Raw genomic sequence first — 18,078 nt, forward strand, 5'->3', positions numbered from 1 at the left:
GCAGTGCTTGGGCATTCCCCGGGCGTTTGACGGGATGTGCCCGGGCAGGTCGGACAAGAGAGAGGCGCGCCGCCCGTCATGACCGCTCGTACCCATCCGTGGCCGCTTGGGACCCGAGTCAGCGCTTGCCGCGCTTGAGATTGCGCAAACGCCGTTCGTCTTCGGCGCAACCGCCCTCGCCCGACATGCCCGCATCGGCCTGCATCAGCGCGACCAGCTCCTGCGCAAAAGACGGCAAATCTTCCAGTCGGCGCACGCAAACATAGAGACGGCGCAATGCCCAGCTGTCGCTCAAATGGATAATCTTCAGCGGCATGTTGGCCACGTAGCGCAAAGCCGCTGTTTCGGGGATCACGCCAATGCCGGCGTTGGCCGCGATCATCCGGCAGGCCGCTTCGAAGCCGCCCACTTCGACGCGAAAGCGCAAGGGGCTGCCCAGCGTCTCGGCGGCCTGCTTCAGAAACGCATGAATCGCGCTCCACTCGGACAGGCCGACAAATTCGTAGGACAGCGTTTCTGCAAATGCCAGTTCATCATATGCCGCCAGCCGATGGTTCTGCGAGGTGACCAGCACCAGGTTGTCGGAACGGTAGGGAATGAAACGCACGCCATCGTCAGAGGCGACCTGGTCTTCGTCAATGCCGGCCACCACACCGATATCGGCCAATCCTTCGCTGACCAGCTTGACGATGCGATAACTCAAACGTTCGCGCAGTTCGACGCTGACATCCGGGTGCAGGGCAAGATAGCGGCTCAGGATGTCGGGCATAAATTCATTCATGGCGGTGGTATTGGCATACACCCGCACCTTGCCCTTGATCCCTTCGGCAAATTCGCGAATATCACCGCGCAAATGCTCCAGCTGGCGCAGCACAATATGGGCATGGCGCACAAAGGCCTCTCCCGATGGGGTGAGCGTGACGCCCTGGCTGTTACGGTACAGCAACGCCGTGCCCAGGTTGTTTTCCAGGTTTTTCACCCGGTTGCTGGCCGCCGGCAGCGACAGGTGCGAGCGCTCGGCGCCCTTGGTCAGGCTGTTCACTTCGCTAATATGCACCATCAGTTGCATGTCCGTGAGGTCAAAATGCATCGCCATCTGCGGTGCTCCTTAATAAACGCTAAAGTCTTTGTTAAGCAAACATCAATATTCAGAACCGGTGCAATCTGGCAAAGTACAGGCTGTTCCTGTTAATATTTCCGAGACTTCCATCATGCAACATCAAGCTGACGCCTACCAGGACATTCGCGATGCCATTCGTGATTTGTGCTCCCAATTTCCTGCTGAGTATTTTCGTGATATTGACGAGAAACGCGCCTACCCCGAGACCTTTGTCAATGCCCTGACCGAGGCGGGCTGGCTGGCCGCCCTGATTCCCCAGGAATATGGTGGTTCGGGCCTCAGTCTAACTGAAGCGAGCGTCATCATGGAGGAGATCAACCGCTGTGGGGGTAATTCCGGAGCCTGCCATGGCCAGATGTATAACATGGGCACGCTATTGCGCCATGGGTCGGACGAGCAGAAAACACGCTACCTGCCCAAGATCGCCACCGGCCAGCTGCGTTTACAGTCCATGGCCGTGACCGAACCGACGACCGGCACCGACACCACCAAAATCAAAACCACTGCCGTCAAAAAAGACGGTCGTTACGTGATCAATGGCCAGAAAGTATGGATTTCCCGTGTCCAGCATTCCGATCTCATGATTCTGCTGGCGCGCACCACCCCGCTGGACCAGGTCACCCGCAAGTCCGAGGGCATGTCCATTTTCCTGGTCGACATCCATGCCGCGCTCAAGGGCGGCATGACCCTGCAGCCCATTCCCAATATGGTGAACCATGAAACCAACGAGCTGTTTTTCGACAATCTCGAGTTGCCCGAAGAAAACCTGATCGGCGAAGAAGGCAAGGGGTTCAAATATATCCTGGACGGCCTGAACGCCGAGCGTACGCTGATTGCGGCCGAATGTATCGGCGACGGTTACTGGTTCATCGACAAGGTGAGTGCCTACGTCAAGGAACGCAAGGTGTTTGGCCGCCCGATCGGGCAGAACCAGGGTGTACAGTTTCCTATCGCCAAGGCCTTCATCAATATCGAGGCCGCCAGCCTGATGCGCTATGAAGCGGCGCGCCGTTTTGATGCCAAGCAGGCTTGCGGCACACAGGCCAACATGGCCAAGCTGCTGGCTTCGGAAGCCTCGTGGGAAGCGGCCAATGCATGTTTACAGTTCCATGGCGGCTTCGGCTTTGCCAATGAATACGATGTAGAGCGCAAATTCCGTGAAACCCGGCTGTACCAGGTTGCGCCTATTTCAACCAATCTGATTTATTCCTACGTTGCCGAGCACGTTCTGGGCCTGCCCCGTTCGTTCTGATCCGGCCCATTATTACCCGTTTTTTTGTCCAGGAAGCCTGTTATGACGCAAACGCCCAGCGCCACCCTCGCCGAATTTTCCGCCACGCTCAACTTTGAGATGATCCCTGCAGCGGTCATTGCCCGCTGTGAAGATTTTCTGCTCGATACCTTTGGTTCCATGCTTGCAGGCTATCCGGCGCGACCGGTCAAGTCGATCCGCGATTTTGCGCGGGCCATGGGCCCGGCCCAGGGCAGTGCGCAAATCATCGGCTCCACGCAGACTACCTCGCCGCTGTTTGCAGCGCTGATCAACGGCGCAGCGGCGCATATGGTGGAACAGGATGATGTGCATAACGGCTCGGTATTTCATCCGGCAGCCGTGGTGTTTCCTGCGGCGCTGGCCGTGGCCCAGGAAACGGGCGCTTCCGGCCGGGATCTGCTGACCGCCTGCGTGGCCGGCTACGAGGTCGGTATCCGTGTGGGCGAGTTTCTGGGCCGCTCGCACTACCGCATCTTTCATACTACGGGCACGGCAGGCACCATTGCGGCCGCCGTGGCCGCCGGCCGATTGATGGGATTGTCGCCTGCGCAAATGCTCGATGCCATCGGCTCGGCCGGAACCCAGGCCGCCGGCTTGTGGGAGTTTTTGCGTACCGCGGCCGATTCCAAGCAGTTGCATACGGCCAAAGCGGCAGCCAACGGCCTGACGGCAGCCTGGCTGGCACGCGATGGATTTACCGGCGCCAAACAGATTCTCGAAGGCGCTCAGGGCATGGGGGCAGGCATGTCCAGCGACGCTGATCCGGCCCGCCTGACCGACCGACTGGGCTCGCGCTGGGCCCTGACCGAAACCTCGTTCAAGTACCACGCATCATGCCGTCATACGCATCCTGCCGCCGATGCCCTGGCGCGGGTCATGCAGGACCATGGACTGGCCGCCGCCGATATCAGCCGTGTGATTACGCATGTGCATCAGGGCGCCATCGACGTCCTGGGTGCGGTAACCCGTCCCGAAACCGTGCACCAGTCCAAGTTTTCCATGGGCACGGTGCTGGCGCTGATCGCCCTGCGTCAGCGTGCCGGCATGCCCGAGTTTGACGCTGCACTCAATGACCAGGCCGTCGCGGATTTCCGTGACCGGGTCACCATGGAGCTGGACGAAGAAGTCGATACCGCCTATCCGCAGCGCTGGATTGGCAAGGTGTCGGTCGTGACCCAGGACGGTCGTACGCTGCAGGGCCGGGTCGATGAGCCCAAGGGCGATCCGGGCAATACCCTGTCACGCGAGGAAATTCGCGAAAAGGTTCGTGGGCTGGCTCAATACGGCAAGTCACTATCGGAGAACCAGGTGCAATCGGGCATGCATGCCATCGAAGCAATCGGCAAGCTGCCACGCGTTGGCGCCATTTATTAAGCTTGTCAGGTCATTTGCCCCGCGCTGTCGGGGGCGACAGGTAACGGTCGCCAGGTTGGGCATGAGGCCGTCGGAGCGGGCGACGTCAAAGCTGGCGATACCAAGTCAATACCAAAGAAGGCGATCTGGATGGACGCTAGCGGCGCGGGGACTGCGCTGCAGGCTGTCCGTGTGGCAGCTATCAGGTCTGGCCCGCGTGCTACTGATACCGTTCGCGATAGGCCAGCGGCGATAAGCCGCTATATTTGCGAAAGGTATCGCGAAAGGCCTTGGCGTCGTTGTAGCCCACCCCGTACATCACATCTGAAATCGTACTGCTGGTCATTTCAAGCTGCCGCTTGGCCGCTTCCACCCGAATGCGCTGCTGATATTCCAATACCGATTGCCCGGTGGCCTTGCGAAAACGCCGCTCCAGGGTGCGTCGCCCCATGGCGAAAGAATCGCACAACTGTTCGACTGTAATTTTTTCGGAATAGTGCCGTTCCAGAAAGGACTGCACCGGGGTGATGCTTGAGTCGCCATGCGCTTTCCAGCCATTGAAAATGGAAAAGGGCAACTGCGAATGGCGTTCATAATCGAGCTGGAACACCTTGGCGCAATAGATGGCGGTGGCCCGATCCGAATGCATTTCGATCAGGTGCAGGATCAGGCGGCTGGCCGAAATGGCGCCGCCGCTGGTAAAGATGCCCCCATCAAAATCCATGGTTTTCTCGGCATTCCAGCGCACCCTGGGAAATACTTGTTGCATGGCTTCCAGCGCCTGCCAGTGCGTAACCGCCCGCAGCCCATCCAGAATACCAGCCGCCGCCAGCAGGGAGCTGCCCATACACAGGCTGGCCACCGGCGCACCTTGCGCAAATTTGGCGGCGATCCAGCCGATCAGGGCGGCGTTTTCGCTTAGCGCTGCTGGAGATGGTGTAGTTGGCGGCACAATGTACAGATCCGCTTGCGGAATATCCGGCAACAGATGGTCCGGATGGATCGTGTAATGCCCGTTACCGGCCCGTATATCGCTTTGCGCGCCTGCGAGCGATACCTCGAATGGCATGGGCAGGTTTTGCTGCTTACGATAGCTGCAGGCTTCGGCAAGCCCCAGCCGGGCCTGTTCCAGACCGGCAAGATTGACGCCTTGGGGGACAAGAAAAACAATCTGCTTCATGGCACACTCCGCTTGCGGATTTCCGGTAGCGAACACGACCGGATACGCGCTCACTATACGGCAGAATGATGTCGCAATCAACCCGTTCAATTGCCGTTATCTGCACTTTTCAGCATGCATGCCGCGCCACTATAGTGTCAACTATGTCAATGACAGCCTACCGGAGGCACCCATGCGCGTCACGCTATCACCGTATCTGAATTTCGATGGTCAATGTCGTCAGGCGCTGACGCTGTACCACGCCTGCTTCGGTGGTGAACTCAAGTTCCAGACCGTGGCCGACAGCCCGCCCATGCCTTCCGGGCCCGATTGCGCGGCCGCGTTGCTTCACCCCCAGGCAATCATGCATGGACATCTGGTCAACCAGGACTTTATGATTCAGGGGACCGACATGAGCGGTCCCGAAGGCTATCGTCCGGGTAACGATTACGGCTTTGGCGTCAGCCTTGACAGTGAAGACAGCCTGCGCCGTTGCGTAGAGATTCTCGCCGGCGGCGGCACCATTGCCGTGCCGCCCGGGCCGACGCCATGGGCAGACTTGTTCGCGGCGCTCACCGACAGGTTCGGCAAGATCTGGTATCTGAATTACTTTGGCAGCAAATCACCACAATAATCCTACTGGAGTTCATAATGAATACCGACAACCCAACCCTGCTTTTCGTCAATTTGCCGGTCACCTCGATTGAAGCGACCAAAACATTTTTCTCGGGCCTGGGCTTTACGTTCAACCCCATGTTCAGCGATGAAAATGCAGTGTGCATGCCAATCAGTCCAATGGCAAGTGTGATGTTTCTTCAACAGAAGCGATTTTCCGACTTCACCCCCAAACCGATTGCCGACGCCCACAAAAGCAGCGAAGTGCTGCTATGCATCAGTCGCGATTCCAGAGAGCAGGTGGACGAACTGACCAACCGTGCCCTGGCGCTGGGCGCGACCGAAGTGCGCGAGCCCCAGGATTACGGCTTCATGTACGGCCGCAGCGTCAACGACCTGGATGGGCACATCTGGGAAATCATGTGGATGGATATGGCGCAGTTCCCGGGCAATGATGCCGCAGCAAAGACCGACAATACGACCGCATAACGACAGCAAGGGTGTGACGCAACGGGGCTGGCAGGAAAAATAAAGGCGTTACGCCACACCCTTTTAGCCTCGTCGCAGCCCCCTACCTGTAGCAAGGCTGGCTTGGGACGTGCCTCAGGTGCCTGGCAGGCGCGGTTCATCCTCTTCAATATCGGTCTGGCTGTCTGCAGCATGACCGGCGGCCGCTTGCGCTCGTGCAGTCAGTGTTTCCAGGATCAGCTTGTGCCTGCGCTGGGTACACAGGCGCAATACTTCACGCTTGCGAGTATCGGAAAAGGTCTGCCATTGAAACCGCTCTTCCCGGTTGCGCAGACAGCCACGGCACAGGCCGCGGCTGTTGACTTCGCATATCCCCCGGCAGGGGCTGGGAATGTCGAAAAATTCGAGCTGTTCCATTGACATTTCAGACTGCATATTCACCTGGCATGTTCATCACGGTGGTTACAGTCCGCCCTCGGTCAGTTTTTTCGGGTCCAGCAGCTTGCGCAATTGCGCCTGGCCCAGATCGGTGTTTTCGTCAGCCACGTCGATCACCGGCCGCTTTTCCTTGTATGCCTGTTTGGCAATGTCTGCTGCCTTCAGGTACCCGACTACCGGATTGAGCGCCGTGACCAGAATCGGATTCTTGTCCAGTGCCTCCTGCAGCCTGGCTTCATTGACCTTGAAGGTGGCAATGGATTTGTCCGCCAGCAGGCGGGACACATTGGCCAGCAATTGAATGCTGCCCAGCAGGTTGTGGGCAATCATGGGCAGCATAACGTTCAATTCAAAATTGCCTGCCTGCCCGCCCACCGTAATGGCCGCATCGTTGCCGATAACCTGTGCCGCGACCATGGCAGTGGCCTCGGGGATAACCGGGTTGACCTTGCCCGGCATGATCGACGAGCCCGGCTGCAGCGCTTCCAATTCGATTTCACCCAGACCGGCCAACGGGCCGGAATTCATCCAGCGCAGATCATTGGCAATTTTCATGAACGTCACCGCCGTGGTCTTGAGCTGTCCTGACAGCGCCACGGCAATATCCTGGGAGCTGATGTGGGCAAAAAAGTTTTCGGCAGGGGTAAAGCGCACCCCTGTCAGCGTACTGATCTGGCGGGCAAATTCAGCGGCAAATTTTGGATGAGCGTTGATCCCCGTGCCCACTGCGGTGCCGCCCTGCGCCAGGGTTTGCAGCAGCGGCTGCTGCGCCTTGAGCATCTGGATGTTCTGTTCGACCTGCACTGCCCAGCCTTCGAGCGATTGGCTCATCCGTACGGGCATGGCGTCCATCAAATGGGTCCTGCCTGTCTTCACATAGCGATCGACCGCGCGCGCTTTCTTGCGAATCACTTTGGCCAGATGCGTCAGCGCCGGCAGCAGTTCTTTGTGCAGTTGCACTGCTGCGCTGATATGAATGGTGCCAGGAATCATATCGTTGCTGCTTTGCCCGTAGTTGACATGATCATTGGGGCTGACCGGCTCGCCATACAGTTTGGTCGCCAGCGTGGCCAGCACCTCGTTGGCATTCATGTTGGTGCTGGTGCCCGATCCGGTCTGGTAGATATCAATGGGAAAATGCACCATGAAATCGCCTTCGAGCAGCGTATCCACGGAGGTCACGATTGCCTGCCCCATGTCAGGTGGAATCTGTTTTAGCCTGACATTGGCTTTGGCCGCAGCCGCCTTGGCCAGCAACAGGGAACGGATAAAGGCGGCAGGCAGGCGCTGCCCGCTGATCGGGAAGTTATTGATGGCGCGCTGAGTCTGTGCACCATAAAGCGCCTGGGCCGGAACCTCCAACTGCCCCATACTGTCTTTCTCGATCCGTGTTTTCATTGCTTAACCTCATCAGTTCAAAATATGAAAAACCTGTGCTGCGCACTGGCGACTGCCATACCCCTGTCATACCATTATAAGCACCACCTGGCCGCACCGGACGGCAAAGTGCCGGCTAGTGATTCGATTTGCACAGCCAAGCGCCTGCGCACTATGATAAGTGCGAAGCGCAACCTTTTTCCCTATCACCCCTTTTTCCTGTAAGGATTCGATCATGTCAGCCAGCCGTATTACCTTTTACTCCAACCCACAGTCCCGCGCCGCCGTTATCCACTGGATGCTTGAAGAGCTGGACGAACCCTATGAGACCGTCTATCTGAACTATCAGGGGGCCATGAAAACGCCCGAGTACCTGGCCATCAACCCGATGGGCAAGGTGCCCGCCATTGTGCATGATGGTCATGTGGTTACCGAAGGCGCCGCCATCTGCGCATTCCTGGCTGATCAGTACCCGCAGAAAAACCTGGCCCCCGCGATCGACAGTCCCTTGCGTGGCACCTATTACCGCTGGCTGTTCTTTGTGGCCGGACCGCTGGAGGAAGCGATCACCATGAAATCCCTGGGTATGCCAATTCCGGTGGACAAAAGCGCGATGCTGGGCTTTGGGACGCTGGAGCGCGCGGTCGACGTATTGGAGCAGGCTGTGTCCAGTACGACCTGGATCTGCGGCGAACAGTTCACGGCGGCCGATGTGTACGTGGGTTCGGCCATCCGGTTTTATATGCAATTCGGTGCACTTGAACCGCGCCCTGCCTTCAAGGCCTACGTGGACCGCATCACGCAACGGCCCGCCTATCAGCGCAGCATCAAAATCATGGAACAGGCCATGGCCGAATCGCAGAAGTAAATCAACACTAAACAGGGATCGTATAAAAAATACGGGCCATGAACAAAAAATACGGACTCAAAAAACAGGGTACTTAAACATGAGCCGCAACCCCAGGGCCGTTCGCCCAGGTAGCGACCCTGGGGTTGCGGCAGGCGGGATCGGCCAGACAGGATCAGGGCAGCGCTGCCGGCGGCCGGCGCCGCACCCGCAGCTTCAACTCGCTCACCACCACACTGACGATAATCAACACGGCGCCGAACAGCGCCAGCGCCGAATGTCGTTCATCGGCAAATACCCGTCCGATGATGCCCGCCCATACCGGTTCGCCCGCATAAATGACCGTTGCGCGCGTGGCGGAAATATGGTTCTGGGCCCAGTTCATCGTAATCTGGATCACCGCGCTGGCCAGGCCCAGCACCAGAATACTGATCACCAGCACGGGCGAGGCCAGATCGGGCATGCCCTCGCCTCGGGCAACGCCCGTCAGGCCTGCCAATATGGACGCGGTCGCCAGTTGCACGATGGTTACCCGTCGCAGATCCACCTGGCCGGCAAAACGGCTGATCAAAATCACTTCTACCGCGATTGCAATGGCGCTCAAAACCGTCAGCCACTCACCCGTACCGGCCCCGCCTTCCATGCTTTGCGGATCAGCCAGCAACACCAGCCCGATGAAGGCCAGGGCCGCCCCGATCCAGTTCATCAGGGTTGGCGGTCGTTTCAGGAACAGCCATTGCATCAGCGGGACCAGCGGTACATACAAGGCCGTGATAAACGCCGACTTGCTGCTGGCGATGGTCTGCAAGCCTACGGTCTGCAGGCTATAACCCAGGAAAATACACAGGCCGATCAGCATGCCCGCACGCACTTCCAGGCTCGTTAATCCCCGCAGGATGCGCATGGAACACAACATCATGGCCAGCGCGGCACAGCCAAAGCGCATGCCCACAAACACAAATGGGTCACTGTGCACCAGCGCTTTCTGTACGATCAGAAAGGTAGCACCCCAGAAGACCGTAATTATCACGAGGGCAATTTCGTAGCGATTAAGCGCAAGGGACGAAGTGGATGCAGATTGGCTCATGATGGCGGTGGGTCGCAAGCCGGACAACATGGCCGGTTACTGCGGGTCAGTCCAGGAGGTAGAATAATGCAGAATGGTAGCAGACCCTTGTGGTTTGCCACTGCCCTTTTTTGCCTGATCAGGAAACATCATGAGCTACTGCGTATTCGTTGCCCAATTGCCGCCAGAAACGGCTTCTACCCATAAACAGTATCACGACGAGCGCTATGGCTTTCCGGTGGAAGATGACAACGAGCTGTTTGGCCGGCTGGTTCTGGAAATCAATCAGGCGGGCCTGTCATGGTCAACCATTTTGAACAAAGAAGCCGGCTTTTTGCAGGCCTATGACAACTTTGATATTGATACCGTTGCCGCCTACAATGATGCCGATCGCCAGCGGCTGCTGGCCGATGCGGGCATCATTCGCAACCGCCTGAAAGTAAACGCGGCCATTCACAACGCCCAGGTTGTGCAATCGCTGCAGCAGGAGCATGGCTCATTCAAGGCCTGGCTGCACCTGCATCACCCCATGAGCAAGGAACAATGGGTGCGATTGTTTCGCAAGACATTCAAGTTTACGGGCGGGGAAATCGTGGGCTCTTTTCTGATGAGTATTGGCTATCTGCCAGGCGCGCACGATGAAGACTGTCCAGCATACCAGCGCGCCCTGAAAGCGGGCGCCGTCTGGCAGCAACAACCGGTAAAAAAATGACAACGCATGGTGGCGCAGCGGGAGACGACAAGTAACAACGCCTCACTGTACCGCCGGCGCAGCGGCGGGCCATCGGGCTACATAGGCTGGATGAGCTGGATGGGCTGTAAGGGCCACAGAAGTCGCACAGCGTGTACTGATCGTATCGGTCGTGTACGTCGCCAGGCGCTGCTGGCACGAACGGGCCGCAATACCAGCAATCAAATATCAGTTCAGCATTGCTGCACGCGACGCCCCCAGTAGCGGCTGCGCAGCGTGTCGTAAACCAGATTGTAGATATACGCATAGGGCAGATAGAACAGAATCAGCCCGATATCCAGCACCAGCGCTTCCCACAAGCCGATGTTCAGCCACCACATCACAAATGGAATAGCCATGACCAACAAGCCAAGCTCAAAGCCGATGCTGTGCCAGATGCGCATGACCAGCGTCTTGCTTTTTCCGCTTGACGCCAGAAAGCGATCGAACATGGCGTTGTAAACCATATTCCAGATCAGCGCCATAATGGCGATCACAACTGTCACCACGCCCATGTCGGTCATGGAATGGCCCGACAGCACGGCGGCCAGCGGGGCCGATAGCCCAATGGCCAGCACTTCAAAAATAAGGGCGTGCAGAAACCGCTCAAGAACCGTCTTGTTCTTTTCCTGACTCGTTGTCGTTTGTTGCATTATTTCCTGCCAGAACCGTTTTTATATTTGGGGCGCACCAGCGTGCTTTGTCCGAACAGGCTGCGCACCAGATCCAGCGCCACTTCGGCGGTCTGGTTGCGTACATCCAGCGCCGGATTGAGTTCAACTATATCAAGCGAAGCCATGCATTCGGTATCGGCAATCATCTCCATGCACAGCTGGGCTTCCCGATAATTGGGTCCACCGCGCACGGTGGTGCCTACGCCGGGAGCAATATCCGGATCCAGGAAATCCACATCGAAGCTCACATGCAAATGAGTGTTTTCATCCAGGCCATGCAAAGCCTGTTCCATGGTATGACGCATACCATGCTCGTCAATGAAACGCATGTCGAATACTTCTATGCCCTGCTGATGAATGAATGTTTTCTCACCCTCGTCCACACTGCGAATCCCGATTTGGCGCAGCATATCGGCCTGCAATGCCGGCACCTGGCCAGCCATTTGCACCAGTTCGCGCGGCCCGTGGCCAAACAGGCACGCTACCGGCATGCCATGGATATTGCCGCTGGGTGTCAGATCGGCAGTGTTGAAGTCTGTGTGCGCGTCCAGCCACAGCACCCGTAGTTTGCGGCCCTGTTCCCGACAATAGCGCGATACGGCAGCGATCGACCCCACCCCAAGGCAGTGGTCGCCGCCCAGCATGATGGGGAACCGCCCCTGGCAAAGCTCTGCATAAAGCGCATCATGAGCCAGCTGGTTCCAGGCGATGACCTGTTCCAGATGCCGATAGCCTGCCTGCGGTGGCAACCAGGGATTGGGTGGACCATTCAGATTACCGCAATCGCGCACTGCGATACCCAGGTGCTCCAGCGTTTGCGTGATACCCGCAACCCGAATGGCTTCCGGGCCCATGCTGGCGCCACGATGGCCCGCGCCGACATCGGTCGGCACGCCGACCAGACTCACTTGCTTGCGTATGTCCTGCACTTGACTGTTTCTCCTGACGATTGCAACTGGCGCCGCGCCAGATATGACCGGCTGCTGCAATCTCTGATTGGGCGTTTTTGACGACAGTCCATTGTAACCGCAAAAACCGCCAGATCCGCGACTGGCAATACCGCAAAGTGGGCTTGCTGCAGCCCTGCCGCCGCATGTCGGAGCCGACTGATCTGCACAACAGCCCTGACTTTTTACCAGCGGTTACTGTGATCACACTTTAATATTTTCGCCGCGCCAGTTATGATACTCGGCATAAAGTGACAATTATCACCATAACCAGGAGACAGATATGGATTTGCAGGGACGACGGGTATTGATCACAGCCGGCGGCGGTGGCATCGGGCTGGCCATGGCGCATGTTTTCACCAAGGCAGGCGCGTCGGTGTTTGTCACCGATATCAATGAATCTGCGCTCAGGACATTGAAGTCGCAGTTGCCGCAAGTTCATGCCGTCACGGCGGACGCAGGCAACGAGCGCGATGTCGTGCGCAGCGTGGAGCAGGCTGTCCAGGCGCTGGGCGGACTGGATATTCTGATCAACAACGCCGGCATTGCCGGTCCGACCGGGCCGGTAGAGGATATCACGCTGGCAGAATGGGAGAATACCCTGCGCATCAACATCACGGGTCAGTTTCTTTATGTGCAGAATGCGCTGCCGCATTTGCGCAAGGGAACCCATCCGGCGATTGTCAATCTGTCATCGGCAGCGGGCCGCCTGGGCTTTGCCGGCCGCACGCCCTATTCGGCTTCCAAATGGGCAGTCATCGGTTTTACTCGCTCGTTAGCCAATGAACTGGGTCCCGATGGCATCCGCGTCAATGCGATTTGCCCTGGTGCAGTAGATGGCCCGCGCATTCAGCAGGTCATCAGCGCCAAAGCCAAAATGCTGGGCAAGCCCCACGCCGAGGTGGAAGATACGTACAAAGCCCAGTCGGCCATGCATACCATGGTCACTGCAGACGATATTGCCAATCAGGCGCTCTTCGTATGCAGCGATCTGGCGCTGAATATATCAGGACAGGCGCTGGCTGTGGATGGCCATACCGAAAAACTGTTTTGATCCCCAGCAGGGGGCTTGCTTAACGATACCTTGCATAAGGGTGCCTTAAGCAAGTCATGGCGCGAACATAAGGGCTATTGAAGAAGCTGCAACAAGTGGGTGACAAAAAAGCCTGTAAGGACCCTAGCGCCATTGGACGATAAGAACCATAAGGGACTCGCAGGGCATCATTGCCACTGCGAGCCCCCGACGTCCCTGTTAGCCCCCGGATCACTCCTCAGCGGCCGGGGCCGCTGCCATCCGGCGGCAGGAACAGGCTGGGCGTGCGCGTTGTCATATATTCAAATGCTTCGCGGATGTCGGCAACCACCGCCCTGCGGGCAGCCTGGGCATCGCCACGCTGCAACGCACCGATCATGGCCCGATGATGCGCCACGGCCACCTGCTCCCGGGTACGCGGCGAGCCCTGGCGCAGATCGAAGTTCAGAATGGGGCCGATGCGCAGCCACATGCTCTCTATCATATGAAACAGCACCGGCATGGCGGCCGCCTCGTAAATGGCAAAGTGAAACTGCTGATTCAGGCTGACCAGTTCCTGCGTATCAGCCTGCGGCTTGGCCATTTCCCGGGACAGCGTGTCATTGATCAGGGCAATGTCCGATAGCAGCGATGCACTGGCCTTGCCCGCTGCTTCGGCAACAGCCATCCCCTCGATTTCAAAACGGATACGGGTAATCTCGGTAAAGGTTCCCACGCTCAGGACAGGGACCCGCACCGAGCGGTTCGGCGTCACTTCCAGTGCATGATCGGCCACCAACCGGGAAAAGGCATCGCGCACCGGCATCATGCTCACACCCAGCGCCTCGGCAGTTTTACGGATCGACAGTTGCTCCCCGGGCATGACCCTGCCGCTCCACAGCATCTGTTTGATCTGTTCCAAAACGGATGCACTCAGGGTTTGCCGACTGGCAGTGCCTTCTCTTTCGTTTTTCATATAAGGGTAATTACCAAGGTTTATTCTGTGATCACAGTTGTTATAGTTTACTTATATCAACAACAACGACCTTCTGCAACCGCAGTGTATAGGAGACAGGATGAAATCAACAACATTAGTGCTTGCCGGATGCTGCACGCTGGCTGCTGCCCCGCTGGCGCATGCCGCCGCCGCAATATCAGACAAGGAAATCCGGATCGGTTTTATTACCGATATGTCCGGCGTGTACGCCGATACCGACGGGCCGGGTGGTACCGTGGCCATCCAGATGGCGATTGACGAGGCCGGCGGCGCCATTGATGGCAACAAAATCACGCTTGTGACGGCCGATCACCAGAACCGCGCCGATCTGGCGGCCTCCAAGGCGCGCGCATGGATCGACCAGAATAAAATCGACGTCATCATTGGCGGCACCAATTCAGCCACCACACTGGCCATCGCCACCGTGGCTGCCGAAAAGCATATCCCGCTGATTTCCGTGGGCGCCGGCGCCACCGCCATCACCAACGAATACTGCACCCCTTATACCGTGCACTATGCCTACAATACCCGGGCGACGGCCTATGGCGTGGCATCCGCCGTCCTTAAGCAGGGCGGCAAAGACTGGTTCTTCATTACCGCAGATTATGCGTTCGGCCACGCACTGCAGAAAACGGCATCGGAAGTCGTCAGCCAGTCGGGCGGCAAAGTCATGGGCAGCGTCAAAGTGCCACTGAGCACGGCCGACTTCTCATCCTACATGCTGCAGGCCCAATCGTCGGGCGCCAAAATCCTGGGCCTGGCCAATTCGGGAAATGACTTCATCGCGGCGGTCAAGGCAGCCAACGACTTTGGCGTGACCTCCAGCATGCGGCTGGCCGGCCTGCAGGTATACATCAGCGACATTCATGCACTGGGGCTGGAGCCAACACAGGGCATGTACCGCACGGCCCCCTGGTACTGGGATCAGGACGAAGCCTCCCGCACCTGGTCGCAGGCCTTCATGAAAAAACACGGGGCCATGCCTACCTTTAACCAGGGCGGCGACTACTCGGCAGTCAAAACCTATCTGAAAGCGGTCGCTGCCAGCAGCACCGACGATGGCAAGACCATCATGGACTGGTTCAAATCGAACCCGATCGCCGATTTTTATATCAAGAACGGCAAAGTGCGGCCTAACGGCCTGCTGGTGCACGACATGTTCCTGTACGAGGTAAAGAAACCATCGGAATCCAAAGGCGAGTGGGATTACTTCAAAGTGTCCGCCACCATCCCGGGTGAAGAGGCCTATGGCCCCGAATCCGAATCATCCTCGTGCAAGTTATAAACGCTGCCTTTCATACCATCACGGGGGCAACCCGGTATTGCCATGGTCCGTCACCGACATGACCCATACCTCGCCCCCACTTCTTGCGGAAACCTTTTCATTGTGAACGCCCCTACCCTTGCTTCAGTCAGTATTATCGGCACCGGCCTGATCGGCCAGGCCTGGGCCGTTGTCTTTGCCCGCGCCGGTTGCGTAACAACGCTATGGGATGGCGATGCCCAGGCTGCCCGGCAGGCAGTGACGCTGATCGAGCAGCAAATGCAGACGCTGGCGCAGTACGGCCTGGTCGACGATGTGCCCGGCGCCATGGCGCGCATCCGCATCGCAGACAGCCTGGAAGCGGCTGTTGCCAATACCAGCTATGTGCAGGAGAACCTGCCCGAAGTGCTGGACATCAAACTGGATATTTTTGCCCGGCTGGATGCCGCCGCCCCGCCAGAGGCCATCCTGGCCAGTTCCACTTCAGGTATTCCAGCATCGGCGTTTACCGAGGGGCTGGCCGGTCGCGCCCGCTGCCTGGTTGCCCACCCGGTCAATCCGCCCTCCCTGATTCCCGTGGTGGAACTGTGCGGCGCGCCGTGGACCAGCGAGCAAACACTCGTGCGCGCCCGCGCCATCATGGATGCCGTGAAACAAAAGCCGGTCACGGTGTTACAGGAAATCGACGGTTTCATCCTGAACCGGCTGCAGGGCGCGCTGCTGCGCGAAGCCTTCCGGCTGGTCGAACAGGGTTATGTCTCGGTGGAGGATCTGGACACTACGGTCAGTAATGGCCTGGGGCTACGCTGGTCATTTATGGGGCCGTTCGAGACCATCGATCTGAACGCCCCCCAGGGCATCCGTGACTATGCCGAGCGCTATGGGCCGCTGTATCAGGAGCTGGCCAAAACACAGGTGGATACCCGGCCCTGGTCGGGCGCGCTGATAGACAGTGTCACAACGGCGCGCCGGGCCGATCTGCCGGAAACCGAATTGGCTGCACGCCGAGCCTGGCGCGATCAGCGTCTGATGGCGCTGGCCGCCCACAAGCGGCAACATGCCAACGACACCGATACGCAGGACACCCACTGATCCGGTACCGATCATGAACGGCCCTGTCCAGCCGACCCGGCAGTGCATCGCCAGTACCGCAACCATTTTCTGAACCTGGATAACACGTTATGAGCACAAGCAAAAAACCACACAAAGTCATTATTACCTGCGCTGTTACCGGCGCAATCCATACGCCCAGCATGTCTGCGCATCTGCCGGTCACTGCCGACCAGATTGCCGATGACGCCATTGCCGCGGCCAGGGCCGGCGCCGCCATCCTGCACTTGCACGCACGCGACCCGAAAGACGGGCGCCCCACCCAGGATCCGGAATTTTTCAAGCCGTTTCTGGCTCGCATCAAGGCAGAAACCGACGCAGTCATCAATATCACCACCGGCGGCAGCCCCCACATGACGGTGGAGGAGCGCATGCGCCCGGCCACCACCTTCAAGCCCGAGCTGGCCTCCCTGAATATGGGCTCCATGAACTTCGGCCTGTACACGATGCTGGATCGCTTCAAACAGTTCGAGCACGAATGGGAGCGCGAACATCTTGAAAAAAGCCGCGACCTGGTGTTCAAAAACACCTTCAAGGATATTGAAACCATCCTGCGCCTGGGCAACGATAACGGTACGCGCTTTGAATTTGAATGCTATGACATCAGCCATTTGTATAACCTGGCCCACTTCATGGATCGCGGCCTGGTCAAGTCTCCCCCGTTCATTCAGTCCGTATTCGGGCTGCTGGGCGGCATTGGCCCGCATCCGGAAGATCTGATGCATATGCGGCGCACGGCAGACCGACTGTTCGGGCAGGATTACCAGTGGTCTATCCTGGGTGCAGGGCGTAATCAAATCCCGCTGGCGTCCATGGGGGCGAGCATGGGTTCCAATGTACGGGTTGGTCTGGAAGACTCGCTATGGATTGCACCGAAACGGCTGGCCGAGTCCAATGCCGATCAGGTCTCACAAATACGCCAGGTGCTCGAAGGCCTGAATCTGCAAATTGCCAGCCCTGATGAAGCTCGCGAGATCCTGCAATTGAAAGGTGCGGCTAATGTCAATTTCTAAGGGCCCTGTGCGGTTCTCTCTGGACGGACAGCTTGCATTGGTAACCGGCTCCAGCCGGGGCATCGGGCTGGCCAGTGCACGCGCGCTGGCCGAGCAGGGGGCCAGGGTCATCATCAATGGTCGATCAGCGCAGACAGTGTCGCAGGCCGCGCACACCCTGCGCCAGGCAGGACTGCAGATTATTGAAGCGCCTTTCGATGCGGCAGATATCCATCAGTCGATTGCCACCGTTGACCGCCTGATCCAGGAACATGGGCCCATCCAGATTTTCATGGCCAACGCTGCCATGCAGCATCGTGAAAGCCTGCTGACTTCCCCTCAGGAAAAGTTCGAAGAAGTGCTCTGGCTCAATCTCACCGCGCAATGGGCGCTGGGTCGCCACCTGGCCACCCATATGGTGCAGCAAAAATACGGGCGCGTGATTGTGACCGGCTCGGTCACCGGCCTGCAGGGACGCAAGGACATTTCGGCCTACACCGTCGCCAAGGCCGGCCTGCATGCACTGGCTCGGCAATGGGCCGTGGAACTGAGCCCGCATCACATCACCGTGAATGCGGTGGTGCCCGGTTACATTGCCACGGAGTTCAATGAGGCGCTGCAAAACGATGAGCCCTT

19 protein-coding genes are annotated in these 18,078 nt (G+C 58.2%); 11 read left to right on the top strand and 8 right to left on the bottom strand.

Annotated features, from left to right (window positions below; all coding sequences use genetic code 11):
- Nucleotides 1-118: 118 nt before the first annotated feature.
- Nucleotides 119-1,096, bottom strand: a complete 978-nt coding sequence (locus ACTIKR_RS09795) for a LysR substrate-binding domain-containing protein (RefSeq protein ID WP_193087864.1) — start codon at nucleotides 1,094-1,096, stop codon at nucleotides 119-121.
- A gap of 115 nt (nucleotides 1,097-1,211) precedes the next feature.
- Between ACTIKR_RS09795 and ACTIKR_RS09800 the strand changes: the two genes are divergently transcribed.
- On the top strand, nucleotides 1,212-2,372 hold the full coding sequence (locus ACTIKR_RS09800) for an acyl-CoA dehydrogenase family protein (protein WP_193087865.1): 1,161 nt from the start codon (nucleotides 1,212-1,214) through the stop codon (nucleotides 2,370-2,372).
- A 42-nt stretch (nucleotides 2,373-2,414) separates the two neighbouring features.
- Nucleotides 2,415-3,767, top strand: coding sequence for an MmgE/PrpD family protein (locus tag ACTIKR_RS09805; protein ID WP_193087866.1), 1,353 nt, complete (start codon nucleotides 2,415-2,417; stop codon nucleotides 3,765-3,767).
- 199 nt (nucleotides 3,768-3,966) lie between these two features.
- On the opposite strand, the gene ACTIKR_RS09810 is transcribed toward ACTIKR_RS09805, so the two are convergent.
- Nucleotides 3,967-4,926, bottom strand: a complete 960-nt coding sequence (locus tag ACTIKR_RS09810) for a GlxA family transcriptional regulator (protein ID WP_128393284.1) — start codon at nucleotides 4,924-4,926, stop codon at nucleotides 3,967-3,969.
- Nucleotides 4,927-5,098: 172 nt separating this feature from the next.
- On the opposite strand from ACTIKR_RS09810, the gene ACTIKR_RS09815 reads away from it, so the two are divergent.
- On the top strand, nucleotides 5,099-5,539 hold the full coding sequence (locus ACTIKR_RS09815) for a VOC family protein (RefSeq protein ID WP_442327746.1): 441 nt from the start codon (nucleotides 5,099-5,101) through the stop codon (nucleotides 5,537-5,539).
- Between the two features lie 17 nt (nucleotides 5,540-5,556).
- Entirely contained in the window at nucleotides 5,557-6,009 is a 453-nt protein-coding gene (locus ACTIKR_RS09820; protein WP_193087868.1) for a VOC family protein, read from the top strand.
- Between the two features lie 114 nt (nucleotides 6,010-6,123).
- On the opposite strand, the gene ACTIKR_RS09825 is transcribed toward ACTIKR_RS09820, so the two are convergent.
- Together ACTIKR_RS09825 and ACTIKR_RS09830 are read right to left on the bottom strand one after the other, a co-directional pair.
- Nucleotides 6,124-6,405, bottom strand: a complete 282-nt coding sequence (locus ACTIKR_RS09825; protein ID WP_193087869.1) for a DUF1289 domain-containing protein — start codon at nucleotides 6,403-6,405, stop codon at nucleotides 6,124-6,126.
- 45 nt (nucleotides 6,406-6,450) lie between these two features.
- Nucleotides 6,451-7,824 (bottom strand): class II fumarate hydratase, encoded by a 1,374-nt coding sequence (locus tag ACTIKR_RS09830; protein WP_442327747.1) that lies wholly within the window; start codon nucleotides 7,822-7,824, stop codon nucleotides 6,451-6,453.
- Nucleotides 7,825-8,038: 214 nt separating this feature from the next.
- Between ACTIKR_RS09830 and ACTIKR_RS09835 the strand changes: the two genes are divergently transcribed.
- The gene (locus tag ACTIKR_RS09835; protein WP_193087871.1) at nucleotides 8,039-8,671 is read left to right on the top strand and encodes a glutathione S-transferase family protein; all 633 of its coding nucleotides are present in this window, start codon (nucleotides 8,039-8,041) and stop codon (nucleotides 8,669-8,671) included.
- 154 nt (nucleotides 8,672-8,825) lie between these two features.
- Here ACTIKR_RS09835 and ACTIKR_RS09840 read toward each other — a convergent pair whose 3' ends face one another.
- Nucleotides 8,826-9,767, bottom strand: coding sequence for a DMT family transporter (locus ACTIKR_RS09840; protein ID WP_226816609.1), 942 nt, complete (start codon nucleotides 9,765-9,767; stop codon nucleotides 8,826-8,828).
- A gap of 100 nt (nucleotides 9,768-9,867) precedes the next feature.
- Between ACTIKR_RS09840 and ACTIKR_RS09845 the strand changes: the two genes are divergently transcribed.
- Nucleotides 9,868-10,428 (top strand): DNA-3-methyladenine glycosylase I, encoded by a 561-nt coding sequence (locus tag ACTIKR_RS09845; RefSeq protein WP_193087872.1) that lies wholly within the window; start codon nucleotides 9,868-9,870, stop codon nucleotides 10,426-10,428.
- 212 nt (nucleotides 10,429-10,640) lie between these two features.
- On the opposite strand, the gene ACTIKR_RS09850 is transcribed toward ACTIKR_RS09845, so the two are convergent.
- Both ACTIKR_RS09850 and rocF read right to left on the bottom strand, forming a co-directional pair.
- Complete coding sequence (locus ACTIKR_RS09850) at nucleotides 10,641-11,099, bottom strand: PACE efflux transporter (RefSeq protein ID WP_193087873.1); 459 nt, start codon at nucleotides 11,097-11,099, stop codon at nucleotides 10,641-10,643.
- Nucleotides 11,099-12,049: an arginase gene (gene rocF / locus ACTIKR_RS09855; RefSeq protein WP_193087874.1), complete on the bottom strand. Its 951-nt coding sequence runs from the start codon at nucleotides 12,047-12,049 to the stop codon at nucleotides 11,099-11,101. The genes ACTIKR_RS09850 and rocF overlap by 1 nt, the downstream gene beginning before the upstream one ends.
- 301 nt (nucleotides 12,050-12,350) lie before the next feature.
- Here rocF and ACTIKR_RS09860 point away from each other — a divergent pair, with 301 nt between their 5' ends.
- Complete coding sequence (locus ACTIKR_RS09860; RefSeq protein ID WP_193087875.1) at nucleotides 12,351-13,121, top strand: SDR family oxidoreductase; 771 nt, start codon at nucleotides 12,351-12,353, stop codon at nucleotides 13,119-13,121.
- Between the two features lie 217 nt (nucleotides 13,122-13,338).
- Here ACTIKR_RS09860 and ACTIKR_RS09865 read toward each other — a convergent pair whose 3' ends face one another.
- A complete protein-coding gene (locus tag ACTIKR_RS09865; protein ID WP_193087876.1) occupies nucleotides 13,339-14,055 on the bottom strand; it encodes a GntR family transcriptional regulator in 717 nt (238 codons plus the stop codon).
- Nucleotides 14,056-14,155: 100 nt separating this feature from the next.
- On the opposite strand from ACTIKR_RS09865, the gene ACTIKR_RS09870 reads away from it, so the two are divergent.
- The 4 genes from ACTIKR_RS09870 to ACTIKR_RS09885 all read left to right on the top strand — a co-directional run.
- Complete coding sequence (locus ACTIKR_RS09870) at nucleotides 14,156-15,361, top strand: ABC transporter substrate-binding protein (protein WP_193087877.1); 1,206 nt, start codon at nucleotides 14,156-14,158, stop codon at nucleotides 15,359-15,361.
- A 102-nt stretch (nucleotides 15,362-15,463) separates the two neighbouring features.
- Nucleotides 15,464-16,432 carry a 3-hydroxyacyl-CoA dehydrogenase gene (locus ACTIKR_RS09875; protein WP_442327748.1) on the top strand — a complete coding sequence of 323 codons (969 nt, stop codon included), beginning with the start codon at nucleotides 15,464-15,466 and terminating at the stop codon, nucleotides 16,430-16,432.
- 89 nt (nucleotides 16,433-16,521) lie between these two features.
- A complete protein-coding gene (locus ACTIKR_RS09880; protein WP_193087879.1) occupies nucleotides 16,522-17,463 on the top strand; it encodes a 3-keto-5-aminohexanoate cleavage protein in 942 nt (313 codons plus the stop codon).
- Nucleotides 17,450-18,078: SDR family NAD(P)-dependent oxidoreductase (locus tag ACTIKR_RS09885; protein ID WP_442327749.1), on the top strand; the 629-nt coding region annotated here is incomplete at its 3' end. The genes ACTIKR_RS09880 and ACTIKR_RS09885, both read left to right, overlap by 14 nt.

The sequence above is a fragment of the Advenella sp. genome (assembly GCF_052108595.1).
GTDB lineage: Bacteria > Pseudomonadota > Gammaproteobacteria > Burkholderiales > Burkholderiaceae_B > Advenella.

What these genes read in the sequence shown, in the direction of transcription:
- ACTIKR_RS09795 (WP_193087864.1), bottom strand. Translation starts at nt 1,096, where the DNA reads ATGGCGATGCATTTTGACCTCACGGACATGCAACTGATGGTGCATATT.
- ACTIKR_RS09800 (WP_193087865.1), top strand. Translation starts at nt 1,212, where the DNA reads ATGCAACATCAAGCTGACGCCTACCAGGACATTCGCGATGCCATTCGT.
- ACTIKR_RS09805 (WP_193087866.1), top strand. Translation starts at nt 2,415, where the DNA reads ATGACGCAAACGCCCAGCGCCACCCTCGCCGAATTTTCCGCCACGCTC.
- ACTIKR_RS09810 (WP_128393284.1), bottom strand. Translation starts at nt 4,926, where the DNA reads ATGAAGCAGATTGTTTTTCTTGTCCCCCAAGGCGTCAATCTTGCCGGT.
- ACTIKR_RS09815 (WP_442327746.1), top strand. Translation starts at nt 5,099, where the DNA reads ATGCGCGTCACGCTATCACCGTATCTGAATTTCGATGGTCAATGTCGT.
- ACTIKR_RS09820 (WP_193087868.1), top strand. Translation starts at nt 5,557, where the DNA reads ATGAATACCGACAACCCAACCCTGCTTTTCGTCAATTTGCCGGTCACC.
- ACTIKR_RS09825 (WP_193087869.1), bottom strand. Translation starts at nt 6,405, where the DNA reads ATGGAACAGCTCGAATTTTTCGACATTCCCAGCCCCTGCCGGGGGATA.
- ACTIKR_RS09830 (WP_442327747.1), bottom strand. Translation starts at nt 7,824, where the DNA reads ATGAAAACACGGATCGAGAAAGACAGTATGGGGCAGTTGGAGGTTCCG.
- ACTIKR_RS09835 (WP_193087871.1), top strand. Translation starts at nt 8,039, where the DNA reads ATGTCAGCCAGCCGTATTACCTTTTACTCCAACCCACAGTCCCGCGCC.
- ACTIKR_RS09840 (WP_226816609.1), bottom strand. Translation starts at nt 9,767, where the DNA reads ATGTTGTCCGGCTTGCGACCCACCGCCATCATGAGCCAATCTGCATCC.
- ACTIKR_RS09845 (WP_193087872.1), top strand. Translation starts at nt 9,868, where the DNA reads ATGAGCTACTGCGTATTCGTTGCCCAATTGCCGCCAGAAACGGCTTCT.
- ACTIKR_RS09850 (WP_193087873.1), bottom strand. Translation starts at nt 11,099, where the DNA reads ATGCAACAAACGACAACGAGTCAGGAAAAGAACAAGACGGTTCTTGAG.
- ACTIKR_RS09860 (WP_193087875.1), top strand. Translation starts at nt 12,351, where the DNA reads ATGGATTTGCAGGGACGACGGGTATTGATCACAGCCGGCGGCGGTGGC.
- ACTIKR_RS09865 (WP_193087876.1), bottom strand. Translation starts at nt 14,055, where the DNA reads ATGAAAAACGAAAGAGAAGGCACTGCCAGTCGGCAAACCCTGAGTGCA.
- ACTIKR_RS09870 (WP_193087877.1), top strand. Translation starts at nt 14,156, where the DNA reads ATGAAATCAACAACATTAGTGCTTGCCGGATGCTGCACGCTGGCTGCT.
- ACTIKR_RS09880 (WP_193087879.1), top strand. Translation starts at nt 16,522, where the DNA reads ATGAGCACAAGCAAAAAACCACACAAAGTCATTATTACCTGCGCTGTT.